Origin of the sequence: Flectobacillus rivi, assembly GCF_030056655.1 — a bacterium.
Taxonomy (GTDB): domain Bacteria; phylum Bacteroidota; class Bacteroidia; order Cytophagales; family Spirosomataceae; genus Flectobacillus; species Flectobacillus rivi.
Genome location: NZ_JASHIE010000014.1, coordinates 98646 through 116991, shown reverse-complemented (window position 1 = coordinate 116991; position 18346 = coordinate 98646). Strand labels below are relative to the sequence as shown.

The 18346-nt window shown below is 36.0% G+C and carries 18 protein-coding genes; 8 read left to right on the top strand and 10 right to left on the bottom strand.

The window, feature by feature from the left end; genetic code table 11:
* Positions 1 to 58 precede the first annotated feature (58 nt).
* The 3 genes from QM481_RS19115 to QM481_RS19105 form a co-directional block, all read right to left on the bottom strand.
* Complete coding sequence (locus QM481_RS19115; protein ID WP_283382932.1) at positions 59 to 505, bottom strand: hypothetical protein; 447 nt, start codon at positions 503 to 505, stop codon at positions 59 to 61.
* A gap of 88 nt (positions 506 to 593) precedes the next feature.
* A complete protein-coding gene (locus QM481_RS19110; protein WP_283382931.1) occupies positions 594 to 2183 on the bottom strand; it encodes a TlpA family protein disulfide reductase in 1590 nt (529 codons plus the stop codon).
* Between the two features lie 132 nt (positions 2184 to 2315).
* A complete protein-coding gene (locus tag QM481_RS19105; RefSeq protein WP_283382930.1) occupies positions 2316 to 3776 on the bottom strand; it encodes a TlpA family protein disulfide reductase in 1461 nt (486 codons plus the stop codon).
* Positions 3777 to 4055: 279 nt separating this feature from the next.
* On the opposite strand from QM481_RS19105, the gene QM481_RS19100 reads away from it, so the two are divergent.
* Entirely contained in the window at positions 4056 to 5864 is a 1809-nt protein-coding gene (locus QM481_RS19100) for an acyl-CoA dehydrogenase (protein WP_283382929.1), read from the top strand.
* Between the two features lie 92 nt (positions 5865 to 5956).
* Here the strand turns inward: QM481_RS19100 and QM481_RS19095 are convergent, their stop codons facing one another.
* Positions 5957 to 6562, bottom strand: coding sequence for a DUF1684 domain-containing protein (locus tag QM481_RS19095; RefSeq protein ID WP_283382928.1), 606 nt, complete (start codon positions 6560 to 6562; stop codon positions 5957 to 5959).
* A gap of 181 nt (positions 6563 to 6743) precedes the next feature.
* Between QM481_RS19095 and QM481_RS19090 the strand changes: the two genes are divergently transcribed.
* Both QM481_RS19090 and QM481_RS19085 read left to right on the top strand, forming a co-directional pair.
* Entirely contained in the window at positions 6744 to 7331 is a 588-nt protein-coding gene (locus tag QM481_RS19090; RefSeq protein WP_166550494.1) for a riboflavin synthase, read from the top strand.
* Between the two features lie 222 nt (positions 7332 to 7553).
* A complete protein-coding gene (locus QM481_RS19085) occupies positions 7554 to 9440 on the top strand; it encodes a beta-N-acetylhexosaminidase (protein ID WP_283382927.1) in 1887 nt (628 codons plus the stop codon).
* A gap of 71 nt (positions 9441 to 9511) precedes the next feature.
* Here the strand turns inward: QM481_RS19085 and QM481_RS19080 are convergent, their stop codons facing one another.
* Together QM481_RS19080 and QM481_RS19075 are read right to left on the bottom strand one after the other, a co-directional pair.
* Positions 9512 to 11020, bottom strand: coding sequence for a HAMP domain-containing sensor histidine kinase (locus QM481_RS19080; RefSeq protein WP_283382926.1), 1509 nt, complete (start codon positions 11018 to 11020; stop codon positions 9512 to 9514).
* 18 nt (positions 11021 to 11038) lie between these two features.
* Positions 11039 to 11740 carry a response regulator transcription factor gene (locus QM481_RS19075; protein ID WP_283382925.1) on the bottom strand — a complete coding sequence of 234 codons (702 nt, stop codon included), beginning with the start codon at positions 11738 to 11740 and terminating at the stop codon, positions 11039 to 11041.
* A 235-nt stretch (positions 11741 to 11975) separates the two neighbouring features.
* Between QM481_RS19075 and QM481_RS19070 the strand changes: the two genes are divergently transcribed.
* From QM481_RS19070 to QM481_RS19050, 5 genes are all read left to right on the top strand, one after another.
* Positions 11976 to 12917: a hypothetical protein gene (locus QM481_RS19070; RefSeq protein ID WP_283382924.1), complete on the top strand. Its 942-nt coding sequence runs from the start codon at positions 11976 to 11978 to the stop codon at positions 12915 to 12917.
* A gap of 1 nt (position 12918) precedes the next feature.
* The gene (locus QM481_RS19065; protein WP_283382923.1) at positions 12919 to 13278 is read left to right on the top strand and encodes a c-type cytochrome; all 360 of its coding nucleotides are present in this window, start codon (positions 12919 to 12921) and stop codon (positions 13276 to 13278) included.
* A 106-nt stretch (positions 13279 to 13384) separates the two neighbouring features.
* Positions 13385 to 13840: an OB-fold protein gene (locus tag QM481_RS19060; protein WP_283382922.1), complete on the top strand. Its 456-nt coding sequence runs from the start codon at positions 13385 to 13387 to the stop codon at positions 13838 to 13840.
* Positions 13841 to 13845: 5 nt separating this feature from the next.
* Positions 13846 to 14418 (top strand): YceI family protein, encoded by a 573-nt coding sequence (locus QM481_RS19055; protein ID WP_283382921.1) that lies wholly within the window; start codon positions 13846 to 13848, stop codon positions 14416 to 14418.
* A gap of 44 nt (positions 14419 to 14462) precedes the next feature.
* The gene (locus QM481_RS19050; RefSeq protein WP_283382920.1) at positions 14463 to 15359 is read left to right on the top strand and encodes a DUF5777 family beta-barrel protein; all 897 of its coding nucleotides are present in this window, start codon (positions 14463 to 14465) and stop codon (positions 15357 to 15359) included.
* A 151-nt stretch (positions 15360 to 15510) separates the two neighbouring features.
* Here the strand turns inward: QM481_RS19050 and QM481_RS19045 are convergent, their stop codons facing one another.
* The 4 genes from QM481_RS19045 to QM481_RS19030 form a co-directional block, all read right to left on the bottom strand.
* Positions 15511 to 16263, bottom strand: coding sequence for a haloacid dehalogenase type II (locus tag QM481_RS19045; protein WP_283382919.1), 753 nt, complete (start codon positions 16261 to 16263; stop codon positions 15511 to 15513).
* A 112-nt stretch (positions 16264 to 16375) separates the two neighbouring features.
* Complete coding sequence (locus QM481_RS19040; RefSeq protein ID WP_283382918.1) at positions 16376 to 16822, bottom strand: DMT family transporter; 447 nt, start codon at positions 16820 to 16822, stop codon at positions 16376 to 16378.
* Between the two features lie 114 nt (positions 16823 to 16936).
* On the bottom strand, positions 16937 to 17812 hold the full coding sequence (locus QM481_RS19035; protein WP_283382917.1) for an alpha/beta fold hydrolase: 876 nt from the start codon (positions 17810 to 17812) through the stop codon (positions 16937 to 16939).
* Positions 17813 to 17910: 98 nt separating this feature from the next.
* Positions 17911 to 18342, bottom strand: coding sequence for a DoxX family membrane protein (locus QM481_RS19030; protein ID WP_283382916.1), 432 nt, complete (start codon positions 18340 to 18342; stop codon positions 17911 to 17913).
* Between the last annotated feature and the right edge of the window lie 4 nt (positions 18343 to 18346).

Here is an 18346-nt window from a genome sequence, read left to right as displayed (position 1 = left end):
CGGTCATGTTATTTTGAAATGAGTAATACCTCTCTGTGAAAATGCCTTAAAAGCCGAACTAAGGAAACTGAATAGAAAAGTAGGTTTTATATCTCAATCGCTTACCGTCTTGTAAAGCAGGAGTCCATGGTGCGGAGGCAAATAAAGCCTCTATTACATGACTTTCTAAACCTTTATCGGTATTGTTGGTAGGTAGAATATGAACAGAAGAGATGCAACCATTTTTTTCGATAATGATTGAACACAAAACCATGACCTTATCTTGTACGGAGCTTTTAATGTGCTTTTGTAGATATTGTTTTACAAAACGATTCAGCGCCATATTTCCTTCGGGGAACGTTGCAGGATGTTGTGTTGCCATATATACCATCGTATCAGGGCTAATTTCTTGGTAAGAACTCATAAAAGATTCAATATCAAATACCCTGATTGTATCTTGCTTTTGTGCAAGACTTGTATATGCCATCATACATATAAGAAAGAGATTGATGAGAATGAGTTTCATAGGGGGTAGGGCTTATTAGAGACAATTCAGAATGCTTTTCGTAGAAAAAGAATCAAGAAAAAGACTCAGCCAATTAGATTGAAATGAGTTATTGTTGTAATAATTTATCTAATACAGTTTTTAATCTAGGGTCGGATGGGCGAGGAGCATTATTATTGATTATTTGCCCATTTTTACCAACTATCATATACCGAGGAATAGATTTGAATTTATGCTCTTGATTAAACTTGGAGTTTCCGAAATTCAGTATTTTAAAATTGTTAGCATATTGGTCAAGGGTTAAACGTTCGCTTGCTTTGGCCCATTTTTGAAAGTTGTCATCTGTTGAAAAAAATACAACCTCAAGATTACGGTCTTTATAGGTTTGAGAAAGTTGCTTTGAATATTTCATCTCTTCGATACATGGTCCGCACCAACTTGCCCAAAAGTCAATAAAAAGAATCTTACCTTTTTTGCTTCTTAGTATATCTTCTATAGAGGTTTGTTGTTTAGTGAGTGATTCTAAATGTAAATTTGAGGGCTTATTATTGGCAATAATATCCTCCTGATATTTTTCTTGTGCCTTTTCAATTAGGCTTTTATTCTTGGCAAATGCAGTAAATAAATGTAAGTATTTATCAATTTCAGTACGAAAAAAGTAGTCAACATTACTTAAACCGAGAAATAACATTTGCTCTTTTACCTCATGGCTCAACAACGATGAATTCATGACTAACTTAAAACTTTCTCTAGGGTCTCTGAAATTAAACTGATTAATTACTTCCCATTTCGCTTTTGAGGCAAAATACCTCCTTTCATAGTTTTGAACACAAGCATTCAAATAATAATCATTGAAATGAGTTTTGGTAAATTTTTCATTAAGTCTCTTCGCTGATGAAAGAGAGTCCATTTTTCCAGACATTAACTGTATTTTGAAAAGTAAATTGGCATATTTGTCTTGGTAAAAAGAGTAAACTTCTTTGGATATAAGCCTATGTCTATTCAAAGAGTCTAAAAACTCTTGGGCTTTGTTATTAATGAGATCCATTGGCGAAATCAAGTCTGTAGCCATTTGATTTTCCAGTGTTTCAATATAAATCGCTTTTTCGCGAGCAGTTCGTGTACTGTGTGTCTTAATTATTTGTGGGTCATCATAGAAATATTTCATTGCTACCATTCGGATATCGTCAGACTTACCCGTTATCAAATAGGCTTCGGTTTCCTTTTGATTGAGATGTTTTTCGACAGCAAAGTCCAAAGGTGTATAATTGAAATTTGAGTATTTTACGGTGATGGGTTTTGATTGATCAAAGTCAATCAAAAGAGAGTCCCCTTTATGGGCTAAGAAATCTTGAAACTCAAATGCACTCAAATATCTACGAACCATAACCCAATCTGATGTAGTGAAAAAGCTTGCTTCTTTTTTTTGAGCTATTTCATTGAAAAATATCCCCTCAACTTCTGAATCAGCACTGAAAACTAGATATTGGAGTCTCCCTAAATCACGGGTTTTTGTTTTCAAAACACTGTTAAAAACTGGCTTGCCTGCAAATTGTACATGAATTACCCCATTAGCTGATTTTTGGGAAGAAGAATCTTCGATAGGTAGCTTCAAGAAGTGGCGGGTAATGGAAGCCGAGGCATAGTTTTGAATGAATGAAAAGCATAAAATGAGGAAGGAGAGTGTAAGATGTTTCATAAGTGAGTGAGGTTATCGATGGTGATATGACCTATTGACAGTGAGTTTATTAGACAACTTTCAGAGTAAAATTTATATTGCTTATCTTTCAAAGAAAATATTTTTCGGCGTTTATTCTTGTAATCAACTGGTTCATTTCTTCAAAAACTCATCCAAAAAACTTCGTATATGTTGATTGGTCGGTCTGGGTGAATTGTCGCTGATCATTGTGCCATCGCGTCCTACGAGCATATAACGAGGAATGGAACTTACCTTAAACTTGTCAGCAAATGCGGATTTTTTCCCGTCGGGCATCAGATAGTGAGTCGACGAATCTAAACCTAATTCAGTAATAGCTTTTTGCCAAGCACTTATATTATCATCAATTGAAACATAAACAAACTTGATTCCTTTAGTAGAATATTCTTCTTTAAGTTGCTTTGAAGTAGGCATTTCTGCTCTACAGGGAGCGCACCACGAAGCCCAGAAATCTAGATAGATAAGTTTATGCTCGTCTGTACTCAATAGCTCTCTCCATGTATGTGCCTCCAAATCTTTGTTTGAAATAAGTTCGCTATCTAAAATGTCATTATTCACCCCTAATCGTTTAGCCAGTATTTGTGGTTGAAAACTCTTGATGACGTATTCTTTTAAAAAACTATCCGAAGCATATTGTAGGTATGCTTCCAGTGTCGTGTTTGTATTTTCTTGTCCTAATACCACCGCAGCACGGATTAAGTCATACATTGCCATTTCACGGATATTTCCTTTAAATGTTTCACTTGCAATGCTTATCAAGGTAGCTGCGTCGGTTGGTTGTTTTCTCTTAAGTGCCCAATGGTATAGAAATTGTTGAACGTAACTTCTTTGCTCGCTTGAATAGAAAAGAGCTTCATCTAATTTTACAGTGGTGCTTATTTCCTGCTCAATCAGCTCATGACTCTTTTTAAATGTTCCTCTATAAACAGAATAATAGCCAGACATCAAGCTTGAGAGTTTTCTGAATAGAAAAAGTGCTTGTAATTGTGAAATGAAAGAGGGACTTAATTCATGAATTTGCTGGTACTTACTCAAAAAACGCATACGACTCTCGAATTTCTCTCTAGCAAATGTGATTTCATCAATGGGAGTGGATTGGACAGGCATTAAATCGGCTCCGAAACCTTCAAATAAGCCCAGCTCCTTTTCCATTGCGACAAAAAAGTTGAGTTCATTTGTACGCACTTTATCCTTGGTACTAAAATGAGTGATGTTTTTCTCATCTTTTTCGACTAGGATTGTTTCATTGGGCTGGACTAAGAAGTTATTTACCGTAAATCTCCCATGAAACTTACTGTAAAGTGTTTTTCGAGTGGGAGTACTATCAGTTACAATCACCAAAATAGGATAGTCGAAGTGTAGCCTTAACAGGGTATCTTTCTGTATTTCGTATAAAACAGGACGTTCACCAAATATATCGTTATAGTAGAATTTGAACGGCTTCTCTTTTGAAGCCCGAATGTCTAATAACGTGGAATCAGTGGTACGAATATTTTCAGCATATAGAATAGCACTATGACTGTTAAATAGAAAGCCTATCCAGAAAAAAGAGAGAAGGCAATAGGTTTTGTACATGATTTTATGAGGTTTAGAAACAGGAGTGAAAAATTAATTCAGAAAAACTACTAAATTCTTAGTTATAACAAATTTTAGAAAACTTACTTAGATTTCCAAATCAAAAAAAGATAAAAATCACCTTTCTGAGCTGTAGGAGCGAGTCATGATAAAAATCAGACAAATTCTTACAGCTCAGTAATCTTATCATAAATGGTATGCTTGCATAATATTTTTATTTGTATTATTTTTACTTAAAATAGAATATAACTTTTAAAGAAATAAAATCCTATTTAATATATGGCACAACAATATTCTCGTCGAAATCTCGACTTTATGCTCAAGGAGGTACTCAAAGTGGGAGAACTTACGCAGTATCCTCATTTTCAGGATTACACGCCTGATATGTTTGATATGGTATTGGATACGGCTGAGGAAATTGCCGATAAAATCATGCGTCCTGCCTACGTGGAATCTGACCGTAAACAACCTGAGCTTACCAATGGTCAGGTAAAAGTGCATCCTGCCGTAAAGGATTATATGAAAGCGATGGGGGATTCTGGCATGATTAGCGCCACTTTCCACTATGAGCATGGTGGACAGCAATTGCCTTTATTGGTCAATGCCGCCAATGAGTTTATTCGTGGAGCTGCGCATAATTCATTTGTGATGTTTACGGGCTTGACTGCTGGTTCGGCACATTTGATTTATTCTTTTGGCTCTAAAGAATTACAAGAAAAATTTGCTGACCGTATGATTACTGCCGAGTGGACAGGTACAATGTGCTTGACTGAGCCTCAGGCAGGAAGTTCCTTGTCGGATGTCGTGACTACGGCCTCACCTCAGGCAGATGGAACCTATAAAATCAAAGGACAAAAAGTATTTATTTCTGCGGGCGATCATGATATTGCCGATAATATTATTCATTTGGTTTTGGCGAGAATCGAAGGCGCTCCGCTGGGTACCAAAGGTATTTCTTTGTTTGTGGTACCGAAGTTTAGAGCCGACGACGCTGGTAATTATACGATAGACAATGACGTAGTTTCGACAGGTATTTATCATAAAATGGGTCAAAAAGCTACGCCAGCGATGCACTTGACTTTTGGTGATAAGGATAATTCTGTGGGGTATTTGGTGGGAGAGGCCAATCGTGGTTTGCAATATATGTTCCAAATGATGAACGAAGCTCGTTTGGGCGTGGGTATGGGTGGTACTTATATTGCTTCGGCTGCTTATTATGCGGCTTTGGAGTATGCCCAAGAGCGTCCGCAAGGTCGTAGATTAACCAATAAGAATCTCGTTGACTCACAAACGTTCATTATCAATCACCCTGATGTGCGTCGTATGTTGACGTTCCAAAAGGCGATTGTTGAAGGTTGTATTGGTTTGTTGTTTCAATGTTACTGGTGGCAAGATATGATTCATGGCTTGGGTAGTGACAACGAGGAGGCAAAAGCTTATCAAACAATGCTAGATTTGATGACGACGGTTGCCAAAACGTATCCAGCCGAATATGGTATCAAAGCGGTAAATGAAGGTTTGCAAGTATTTGGAGGGTATGGATATACCGAAGATTTTCCGTTGGAGCAAATGGCGCGTGATGTAAGAATTATGTCGATTTATGAAGGTACTACGGGAATCCATTCTTTGAATTTACTGGGTAGAGGAGTTACTGCTAATGGTGGTAAAGCGCCTCAACTTCTTTTTGCAGAAGTGATGAAAACCGTCATAGAAGCCAAAAATCATGAAGTTTTGTTACCGTATGCTGAAAAGCTAGAAAAGGAATTAGGTCGTTTGCAAAAAGTGACTATGCACTTGCTTGGCTTAGCCGCCCAAGGAAACAATGAGGTATTTTTGGCAGATGCTACTTTGTATATGGAGTTGTTTGGTATTATCACCGTGGCTTGGCAATGGTTGAAACAAGGCGTTGTGGCACAAAATGCGATAGAGCAACAAGCGCCGACTGGCGATGAACTGGCGTTCTATCAAGATAAAATTCACACAATGAAATTCTATTTTCATTACGAATTAATCAAGACGTTGAGCCTTGCCGCAAGATTGTTGGATACAGAAGTACTGACGGTGTTACAAGAGGAGGTAGAAGCCTAACAGCTATCTATTTCGGATTTGGGATTTGAGATTTCGGAAATGAAGGAATATGCCTTACTTCCGAAATCTTATATCCCAAATCTCCAATCCAATTAGAGTTTTTCACCTGCTGTTACTGCCATTGGAATCAAGTTTTCTGCTGGTGGTAGCGGACAAGTAAAGGTATGGTTGTAGGCACAAAAAGGATGATAGGCTAAGTTAAAATCAATCTCAATTTGTGAATCTTTTTCATTCTTAGGATCAAGATCAATATATCTTCCTGCACCATAAGTTTCTTTACCAGAGGTCAAGTCTTTGAAAGGTAAGAACAACATTCCTTCACTATTGATAAATAGTTTCAACGAAACCTTTTTGCCATCTTTTTCAAAACTAATGTTCCCGTAAGGTTCATAGGTTTCTGTTTCGCCTCCCGTCATTTGAATTTCGAATTTCTGACCACTTTTTACTTTATCTATTTTTCCTAAAACCTTCCAAGTTGGATCTATTTCAAAATACGGTAATCCTTTGAAAGTAGCTTTGTCTTCGATAGGAGAATCTTTGTCTGTCTTGAGAGACTCATCCTTTTCTTTACGAGCCTTTTGGAGTTGTTGCGTGTAGGCAGCGTTATCCTGCTTCGGTGCCGATTCGCTTCCGTTGAATATTGTATAGCCAACAATGACTAAAATCACTAAACCGATAATCCATTTTAAATTTTTCATTTGCTTCTGAAATTCGCCTTTTGTTCGTTCTTTGTTTGCAAAGATAACAATAGAGGCAATCATTTGTTGGAGCTTGTTGTTAAAGAATACAAAGGTGCCAAGTTTTGAAGTGAAAGCGATTCCAATAAATCCTTAACTTTGCGCCTGCTAATGCAAATTTTCATTTTAATCTTTTACAACTATGTTTACAGGAATTGTTGAGGCTATCGGCGAGGTGGTGGATATTCATAAAGAAGGTACAAATATTACATTTACGCTCACTTGTCCGTTTACCAATGAGTTAAAAATCGACCAAAGTTTATCTCATAATGGGGTTTGTCTTACGGTGATTGCCATAGAAGGAAATCTATACTCAGTAACGGCGATTGATGAGACTTTGAAGAAAACCAATCTTGGGAAATTGGAGGTAGGCTCAAAAGTAAACCTTGAGCGTTGTATGCCTGCTAATGGTCGTTTTGATGGGCATATTGTACAAGGGCACGTCGACCAAATTGGTCGTGTAACAGCGATTACCCCACAAGATGGTTCATGGTTATATGACTTTGAATATGAACCAGAAGGACAAAATATTACGGTAGAAAAAGGCTCTATTTGTATTAACGGAACCAGTTTGACCGTTTTTAATTCAGGTACTAATACTTTCCGTGTGGCGATTATTCCTTACACGTATGAACATACAGTTTTTCATACTTTGAAAGTAGACGATATCGTCAATTTAGAATTTGATATTGTAGGAAAGTACATTCGTAAAATGATGAATTTAGGATAGATTTTGAACACTAAATAGCCTAAGGTCAAAAGCCATTTTAAGTAGGCAAAATCATATTTAATTTCTTGACACAAGGCAAATAGTTTAAAAAACTATTTGCCTTGTGCCTCTTGCCTAATAAATATTATTCTGTATGGTTGCTAAATGTAAAATGTTGACAGTTAGAAATTTATATTCACAATTCATCATTCAACAATCGTACTATAAAACCTCTTGTTAATAATGAAATTAGTAAAGTTCCTAGCCTTGGTATTGTGGAGTAGTCCTCTTGTTTTTTCCCAACAAATTATCCCAGAACCTGTAGCCCAACAAAAAGCACTTGGCGAGTTTGTCCTTACGGCCGATACGCGTATTCATATACCCAAAGGAAATGCAGAAGTACGAAAGATTGCCGAGTTTTTGGCAATGACTTTGGCTATTCCGACAGGGGTAAAACTACCTGTATTGGAGACACCCAAAATAGGGAAACATATCAATTTTAAGCTGGAAAGTACACCTTTCAAAGTCGTTGGACAGGAGGAGGGATATTCTTTGGATATAACGCCTAAACATATTGACATCAAAGCACAAACACCTGCGGGCTTATTTTATGGCGTTCAATCTTTGATTCAGCTTTTTCCTAAACAAGTTGAAGGTAAAAAGTACCAAAGAATGGTTTGGAAAATTCCTTCGAGTAGTGTCATCGATTACCCTCGTTATGCGTGGCGCGGCATTATGTTGGATGTAAGTCGCCATTTTTTCCCGAAGGAATATATCAAAAGTTTTATCGACCAACTGGCACGTTATAAGTTCAATACCTTTCATTGGCATTTGACCGACGATCAAGGCTGGCGAATCGAAATAAAATCTTATCCAAAACTCACCAGCGTAGGAGCTTGGCGAGTGCCACGTGTGGGTAATTGGTGGGAAAGAGAATTGCCTCAAGAAGGAGAAAAACCTACTTACGGAGGATTTTATACCCAAGAAGACATTAAGGAAATTGTGGCGTATGCCCAATCAAAATATATACAAATTTTGCCAGAAATCGATGTGCCAGGGCATAGTTTGGCAATTCTGACGGCGTATCCAGAATTGTCATGTGCAGGAGGTAATAAGTTTCAGGTGAATGCAGGATGGAAGTTTTACCGAGATGTCGAAAACTCACTTTGTCCATCAAACGAAAAGGTATATGAGTTTCTAGACAAAGTCTTTGGCGAAGTAACCGAGCTTTTTCCACACCCCTATATCCACATTGGCGGCGATGAATGTTATAAAGGATACTGGGAAAAAAGTGCCGAATGTCAAGCTTTGATGAAAAGAGAGGGCTTGAAAAATACGGTTGAATTACAAAGCTATTTTGTCAAAAGAGTCGAAAAAATCCTGTCGAGCAAAGGCAAGAAACTCATAGGCTGGGACGAAATTTTGGAAGGTGGCTTAGCGCCAGAAGCTACTGTAATGTCGTGGCGAGGCGATAAAGGTGGGATAGAGGCTGCCAAACAAAATCATGCCGTAGTAATGACGCCCAATACTTTTGCCTATTTGGATTTGTACCAAGGTGAGCCAACAGCAGAACCGATGACCTATGATTTATTACGCTTGAAAAGAGTGTATAATTTTGAGCCAACACCTGCTAGCGTGAGTTCTTCCTTGATTTTGGGTGGACAAGGGAATCTTTGGACGGAGTCTATTCCTAATTCTCGCCATGTTGAATATATGATGTATCCACGAGCATGGGCTTTGTCGGAGGTATTATGGAGTAAGAAAGAAAAGCGAAATTGGGACTATTTTATTACCAAAATGGAAAACCAATTTTTGAGAATGGACGAAGCCTCTATCAGCTATTCACGTAGCGTATATGACCCTTTGGTTAGAACTATGAAGGAAGGTACAAATCTCAAAATCGAGATGCTTTCTGAAATTAAAGGCTTGGATTTGTATTATACTTTTGATGGGACAAACCCCGATGCTTTTTCTCCAAAATATCAAAGCAAATTGGATATTCCTAAAAATGCTTCTTTCTTGAAAATTCAAAGCTATAGAGGAGGCAAACCTATTGGACAGCGACTTAGTATCCCTGTAAAGTCGTTATATGACCGTGCTGGGCGTTATAATGCTGATTTTGGATTTTAATAAAGGATGGGAGTTGATATTATAAGAGAGGGTGAGAAATTCTATTCTTGCCCTCTCTTATATCAATAGATTTATAGTAATTGAGTCCCAACATATAGGTTTGTTCTTGCAAAAGGTAGTTCAAACCAAAATGTTGTTCCCTTTCCAGGGGTACTTTTTACATATATGGCAACCTGGTGTAGGTCTAAAATCTTTTTTACAATAGCCAGCCCAACTCCCATTCCCATGCCTTTGTGGCTTGTACTATTCGAGTCGTCAAGCTGTTTGTAGCGTTCAAAGATAAAAACTTGTACTTCTTCTTCTATACCAATTCCTGTATCTGCAATTTGTATTTCTATACCCGAATGTTGGTTTCTTAATATTATACTAATTTCACCTCCTTTAGGTGTAAATTTAAGTGCGTTGTCTAAGAGATTTTGTATTACTCGTTCTGTTAAAGCAATATCAGCGAATACTAATGGGAGTTGATTGGGGATATCTAGTTTAAGTAAAATCTCTTTCTCCTTGGCAAGAATTTGGTATTTGAATACCAAATCAGAAATAAGTTCGCTCAATAAAAATGGTTCTTTTTCTGGTTGAATCTGATTGGCTTCTAGTTTTGAATACTCAAAAAGTTGTTCAATCAATTTTCCTAGTTTTAGCGAACTGTCCCAAACCACTGACAAATAGTGATCACGTAATGACTCATGAATAGAATTTTTCTTGATAATCAAAGTTTCGATATATCCTTGCATAATGGCTAAGGGCGTTCGTAAATCGTGCGAAACATTGGCAATCAATTCTTGACGTAAACGGTCAGTTGCAGTGATTTTTTTGATGTTATCCACAATGACATCGGCCATTTCATTGAAGGTATTTGCCAGTAGTTCAAGGTTGCCTCCGAGTTTGCCAGTTATTCTGGCAGAGTAGTCTCCTTCTTTAAATCGTAGGACAATTCCAGCGATTTCGCATACACTATCCGTAATTAAAAAGAAGGTAATAATCCCAACAATAAAAGTGATGACTAATGTGAGTAAAAATATGGAAGTCCCTAAGTTAAAGTACAAATGATGATTAGTTTGAGAAAGAATTACCTTCTGTTTTTCACTCGTTAAAACCACATAAACATAACCCAAAGTTTTACCTTTTTCTTGAATTGGGGCTGCTGAAAAAATACTTTTTTCATCTACCTGTTTGGGGTTATCTCCTTCTAATTGAATACTTTTTCCTGATATAAAAGTTTTGATTTGTGATAAATCAACTTGTTTACGTTTTACAGTTTTTTGCGGTACCACATAATCGATAATAGCTCCAGCTGTATCAAGAAGGTATATTTCGGCACTTGGATTAACTACCATCATTGAATGTATAATATCGTGGGTGACGAGAGTATCTGGTTTGCCATTTTTGAATGGATGCGTAGATTTGGCTAAATGACTGGCTATATCAGCATAAAGTTGCTGATGAACTTCATTAATATATCGATGCGATAGATGCGATGCAATACCAATATAAACTAGCCCTAATACGATAAGTAAAAATGTATATACACCAGATATTTTCCAAAAAAGAAGATTTCCTTTAACTGTTTTGAGAGACATTTTCTGAATATTTTAAATCTATAAATCCTCATTAAATCTATATCCAATACCCCAAGTTGTAAGTATAAATCTGGGGTTGGAAATATCTCGTTCTATTTTACCTCTAAGTCTATTGATGTGGGTGTTAACGGTATGTTCATAGCCCTCAAAATTGTATCCCCAAATAAGGTTCAATAGTTGCATACGACTATAACTTTTACCAGGGTTTGAAGCTAAAAGGGAAATTAAGTCAAATTCCTTTGGGGAAAGGTCTATGCGTTGGTTTTGGAGAGTGACTTTTCGTTTATCAATATCTATTTCCAAGTCGTCAAACTGGAGTAAATATTTATTGGGCTTATCGTGGAGAATACGCTCATTTTCTTTTCGACGGAAAATTACTTTGACGCGTGCTATGAATTCTCTAACACTAAAAGGCTTCGTTAGGTAGTCATCAGCTCCTGTTTCTAGTCCCAATACTTTATCTATTTCTTCGGCCTTGGCAGAAAGTATAAGAATAGGAGTAATATAATTAAATAGACGAATTTTACGGCAAATTTCCATGCCATTCATGCCAGGAAGCATAAGGTCCAATATAATTAAGTCAAAAGTATTGTTATGTACTAAATCTAAGGCCTCTTTTCCATTGCGTATCGTGCTTACTTCACACATCAAATCAACTAAGTGTATCGATAGCAACTCAATGATATTTTTATCATCTTCTATAATTAAAACTTTTTTCATAAGCGATATCGTAAATAAAGAAAATTGTCTTGAATGAAATTATAAATGCTTGATTATGTGTAGTTTTTAGGGTGTTTTTGTGCGCAGTGGATTTGTGTTAGCTCGTTTTCTAAGGTAAAATTCCGTAAAAAAAATTAGATAAAATAGACTGTTATACTTTTGTTATAATTCTGAAACGCCTTTGAGATACTTTCAAAATAGTTTTGTTGCATCAAATAATTAAAACAACAAATCAATGAAAACTCTCAATGTAAAACTTATGGCTCTTTTTGTTGGAGCTTTGGTATTTTTAAGTGCTTGTAGTAAGAAAGACGAAGATGTTACCCCTACACCTAAAGACCCTAATACTGCTGAAGAAGTATCTGTTGATAGATTTAGTACAACCGCAGGTCACTTACAAGTAAGAACAGCAGCCAACGGACTTCCTGCGGCAAATGCCCCTGTGAATTTTGACCAAGGACCATTTATTACAAAAGGGTTCACTCCTTCTGGGCAGACAGTAGAATATTATAATTTTGATGTTCAGCCAACCGCTCCTGCACCAATTTGGGTGTTGTTTAAACAAGGTGAAAGTAATCCAGTTTCAGGGCAACTTAATATCATCAATGTGATTCCTGGAGATGCTGGCTATAATGATTTTTGGCAAGTTTATAAGGTTATTGTACCCGCTAATTATGTGGCAAATACGGTAACAAGTTATGCTGACATCGTGGCAAAAGGTTATCAAATTTCAACAACAAGCGATATTGTAAACTGTCCAGTGGTTCCGAAAGGTTCTACTGCAACTAAAAGATTTTTAAGCTCTGAAGATGCTGGATTGACCAAAGGATGGTACAAAGGGAAAGTTGTTTATTACTTTAACTTTCTTGAAAAAAATCTAAAAGCTACTTCTACTGGTGCTGTGCCTTTGTCACCAATATATGTCACTTTTAATATAAACCCTGACCAAGCAAATGGAGGTCCAGGTTCTGGTTTCAAGACCGAAGCAGGAAGTAGTCAAACTCACAACGTAGTGGCAACTATTCCTTCAGATGCTGCTTACTCACCACTTTGGACAGTAAAAGTGTATGACAATGCGGCCTTTGGAAGTGTTCGAAACTTAACTACTGCAACTACGGCCTCTATCTTGGTTCAAGATGCAGGAAAAGTAAACTGTCCAATCGTTAAAATTCAATAAGATGAAGTGGACTTATGTAGTTGAAAGCTTGATTGTTGGTTTGATTTTGTTAGGAATGGGAGCTTGTACAAATAAAAAAGATGATATTCTCAATCCGAATGATTGTAGTGGAATAGAGGTCAAGTTCTCTACTAATATCAATCCAATTATCCAGTCGAGTTGTGCATTTAATAGCGGTTGTCATGGTGTAGGAAGTGTGAATGGTCCCGGTGCATTTACAGACTATGCCAAAATAAGTGCATCCGCAAATGCTATCAAAGATGCTGTGGTAAGTAAAAGAATGCCTTTAGGAGCAACTTTGAGTGATGCAGATATTCAAAAGATAAAGTGTTGGGTTTCCTCTGGAGCTCTTAATAATTAAGGAGGGTGGTGTAATGAGGGTTAGTAGTGATTCAGTTTTAAATCCTGACCTATTAGCCCTTCATTAAAGAGAATTAACTTTGACGTATATTTTAAAACGTTAAATTATGGAAAATCAAAAAGTAGAAAATGTAAAGAGTAAAATCAAAATAGCTTCTATCGTGCTCATGATACTGGTCTTAGCTGTTTGGTATGGCTTAAAGGAATATAACAGGAAAGCAGTGAATACTCAGGCGCTTGAGCCTGACTATATTTTCCTCGCTACCGATTTGAGTCAAACGTTTGAGGCTAACTGGGCTGAAAATGATAGCATTTTTAAAGAAAAGGTAATTCAAGTAGAAGGAAAAATTAAAAGTTTGAATATAGCAAATGGCGAAGTAATTCTTTATTTAGGAAATGAAAATACAAATACTTCTATCGTTTGCACCATGTCTGACTCTAAAAAAAGTGCAGGTCTGACCCAATCTAGTGAGGTAATCATTAAGGGGGTGTATTTAGGATACAATCAAGATGAATTATTAGGAAATGACATCGTTTTAAAAAGATGTATAATCGTCAATTAATAACAATGATATATCAACATAAAGGAAAGATTTTAGCTTTCACGATACTGTTTGTGCTGGTACAAATAAGTAAGTCTATTGCTCAAAAAAATTATACAAAGGCTGGCTATGTACGATTTTATTCTACTACACCAATTGAAAACATTGAGGCTATTAACAAAAGTGTAGTAGCAGTCCTAGATGCACAAACAGGAAATATTCAAGTTTCGGTTTTGATGAAAGGGTTTGAATTTGAAAAAGCTCTAATGCAGGAACATTTTAATGAAAACTATGTAGAAAGTAACAAATTCCCGAAGGCTGTTTTTACTGGAACTATCACAGATTTTAGTAAAGTAGTATATGCTAAAGATGGTATGTATAGCGTAAAAGTAAAAGGGAAATTGTCTATTCATGGTGTAGAACATGACATAGAAACTAGTGGTTTAATCAGTATAGCAAAGGGTATTCCACAAATAATGACCGAGTTTTCTGTCAGTTTAGCGGATTATAAAATTTCAATTCCATCCATTGTAGCCGAAAAAATAGCTAAACAAGTCAAAATAACGATGAAGGGTACTTTGGATAATGTACTCAAGTAACTCGCTTGTGTAGAATTACACTTCAACAATATATAATTTCAATTATGGTAAAAAAAATCTGCTTTTGGGTTTGTTGTTTAGGTTCTTCCCAATCAATAGCCCAATCTGATAATTTGCTCAACCTTGTTCAAGATACTGATTCCATCAAAACAGAATATGTAACAAATGCTTTTAAATCTTCACGGGTGATTAATAATCAGTCTATAGAAATGATAGGTAAAGGTGTTCTTGATTTTCGAATCTTACACCGTTTTGGTTTGCTAAATTCAGGAATTTCAAACTTTTATGGGTTTGATCAAGCTAGTTTTAGATTAGGCTTTGATTATGGTATCACCCAAAACTTAAGCATTGGAGTTGGCAGAAGCACCTATCAAAAAGAGTTGGATGGTAGTATTAAGTGGCGAATATTACAACAAACCCAAGGAAGAAAAGAACAGCCTTTTTCATTGGTCTGGGTAAGTGGTGTTACCTTAAATACTACTCCTGCACCATCAGGAGAGATTTCGGCGCCAGTATCAGACAGAAGTGGTTACTATCATGAACTTTTAATTGGGAGAAAATTTAATGAAAATTTTTCATTTCAACTTAACCCTATATTGGTTCATCGTAATCGGATTCAACCAACATCCAGCAAAGATGACAATAATGTGGTAGCTATTGGCTTTGGACTTCGAATGAAACTTAGTCGACGAATTGCCTTTGTAGCAGATTATGATTACGTAATATCAGGGCTCAATAAAGAAATTTTCGAAAACCCTCTAGCTATAGGATTTGATATCGAAACTGGTGGACACGTGTTTCAATTGCATTTTTCAAACACAGTAGGAATGAATGAAAATGCTTTTTTGACCAAAACAACAAATCAATGGGGAAAAGGTGCTGTTAACTTTGGGTTTAATTTATCTCGAGTTTTTAGTATAAGAAAAAAAAAAATTAGTTAAAAGTTGTTTGAACTAAAAAAAGTAAATGGTTGAAAATGAATTGGACAGTAGGAAATAATTGGTTATTTAAGTAAGCATGTGTTTTAGCTTACACTGGTGTGGGTAACTCTGTCAGGGCTTTGTCTTGACAGAGTTTTATTTTAAATGAACTTTAGAAATTATTTATAATATTTTCTAAATCTAAAAATCTTTTACAAATAAAGTCTGGTCGTACATCCAGTTGTTCAACTGGTAAATCATTTGCATTGATCCATACCGTTGGATAACCAAATAGTTTAGCACCCGCTTCGTCCCATCCACCAAACGCTACAAATAGTATTTCATCCTTTCTTAGTCGAAATGCGTTTACGCCAAGCTGATAAGCTTTAGGAGCAGGCTTGTAGTCCTTTATAATATCTGTACTCAGTATGAATTCAAATAATCCTTCACATTCGGAACGTTTTACACTGTTTTCTAATATCTTCTGTGTCACATTCGATAAGATGGCTAATCGCAAAGACTTGCTTTTCAGAAGCTGTAAGGTCGTTTTTACCTCTGGTAAAAATTTCATACTTCTAAACTCCTCTAAAATATCGTGTTTATGTTGTTCAGATAAGGGAAGTCCCAAAAATGCTGTCGCATATACTAGGGCGTCAGCTGTTACTTTTTCAAAATTCTCATAATGCTTAGTCATGCTCCTCAACCAAGTATATTCAAATTGACGAGTACGCCATATATTCATGATATCTTTACTTTTTTGAGGGTAAATTTCTTCAAGTACACGAGTTACGCTACTTGTGTCAAATAAAGTATATGCGTCAAAGGCAATAGCTTTAATTGTAGCAGTTTTGTTGGAAAAAAAAGGATAAACTGTTGTGCCTAAACTTGCCATAAGGAGAAAATCTTTTCGATTAATTTTTTGCATTTTGCTAAAAATAAAAGCCTATCAATGAAATCGATAGGCTGATTGGTTGAGTAATAAAATAAGGTTTTTTCGTCTCTTTACTTCAGATAAACTCATTTTGGCAAAGACTTCCTTAATATTTTTTCACTAAAATTACTCCAAGAACTAGCAATAAAATACCCAATACTCGTTGCCAGCTAATACTATGAATTGGAAATCTGAGTAATCCAAAATGTTCAGCAATAACAGATGAAATAATTTGTCCTGCTACAAATATTACAATCATGTTTGCAATACCAATTTTGCTTGGGGCTACTGTAAAAGTAATCAAATTGAGAATGACAATACAGCCTCCTGCCCATACCTTCCAATCTATTTCGTGAAATTGCTGCCAACTAGGAATAGTTTCTTTTGTTCCGATAATTAACGCAATCAATAGTAGTGAACCTAATTGAAATACAGCTAACGTTGCTACAAAAGGACTTCCTAATGAACGACCTAATATTCCATTGGACGAAGCCATAATCGGAAAACAAAACCCTACCAATAAGGTAAGAATAACATAAAGTATAGCTGACATACGATTATTGGGATTCATATTTAGTTAATAAGTAATATTTGAAAGTCAAATTGGAAGAAAGTTGTAAGCACTATACAGATATAGTGCCTACAATTTTAATGAGTTTTCATCAGGTTATTTAATCCCTCTTTGAACAAGAAACTCCTTAATTAGTTTTGCCGCCAATTCATGATGTTCAGCCAAAGCAAAATGTCCACCATTCAATAAACTAATTTGTGCATTGGGGTTATCTTTTTTAAATGCTTCGGCTCCTGGTGCAGTAAATAATTGGTCATTTTTGCCTGAGATAACCAAAGTAGCAGGATGATGCTCACGAAAATACTTTTGCCATACAGGATACAATGTCAAATTATTAGCGTAATCTCTGAATAATGCTAATTGAATTTGGTCATTACCTTTACGATCAAGATAATATTGGTCTAGGATATAGCTGTCAGGATTTACATTAGCAGGATTTTCAGCTCCATCTGTATATTGCCATTTTGTTGCGTCCAAGCTCAGCAATGCTCTTGCACCTTGTTCTGTGGTAGAGTTAGGGTTTTGCATATATTCAGCCAATGGTTTTAATGCTGCACCTAATCCTTCTGTATAAGCATTAGCATTTTGAACAATCAAAGCTTGAATGAGTTCAGGACGTTGAGAGGCAATTCGGAAACCAACAGGACCACCATAATCTTGAACGTACAGAGTTACTTTATTTAAACTAAGCTTGTCGATAAATTGGTTGGTAATACTTGTGAGTTTATCAAATGTATAAGTAAACTCCTGTGTTGTAGGTGCACTACTTTGACCAAAACCAGGGAAGTCAGGAGCCACCAAGTGATAATCCCCTGCCAAATTATTGATTAAATCACGGTACATGTGTGATGCTGACGGAAACCCATGCAAGAGTAATAATGTTGGTTTATTTTTATCGCCAGCCTCACGATAAAAAACGTCTAGCCCTTCTATCTTAATAGTCTGATAACTCACTTTTGTTGCGTTCATCATGTGTTTGTTTATTGGTTTGTTCTGTTTTTGATTGTTAGAATGTTGTGCCTCCATAGATAAACTGCTTACAAGAAGGCTTGTAATAAGGAATAACTTTTTCATAATACATTAATAAAACAGAAAAGTCTGTTTGTTTTGGGTAAAAAAATAAAATCAAAAGAAAATAAATTGAACTCTAAAAGGAAAAGTAGTAAGGCATAAATCAGTATGTAGATTTGTTGAAAACTTACAATTTGCCATTCGCTTTTCAATGACTTGCCAAATAACAATACAATCATAATCAACGCACCAGCTATGAGTACTGATTGTGTAAATAGCCCAATAGTTAGTAGTATTCCAACAATAGTCTCCAATAACGGTAATGAATATCCAAAAACGTTAACTGCAGTAGAAGGTAGTATCGTGCCTTCAAATTCTTCGGTGAGGCTATTACTAAACTTCTTTAAATTTGGAAGCCTTATTAATCCGTGAAATAAGATATTTAGCCCTAATCCCACTCTTAATATAGCAAATGCTAATTCTTTATTCATATTA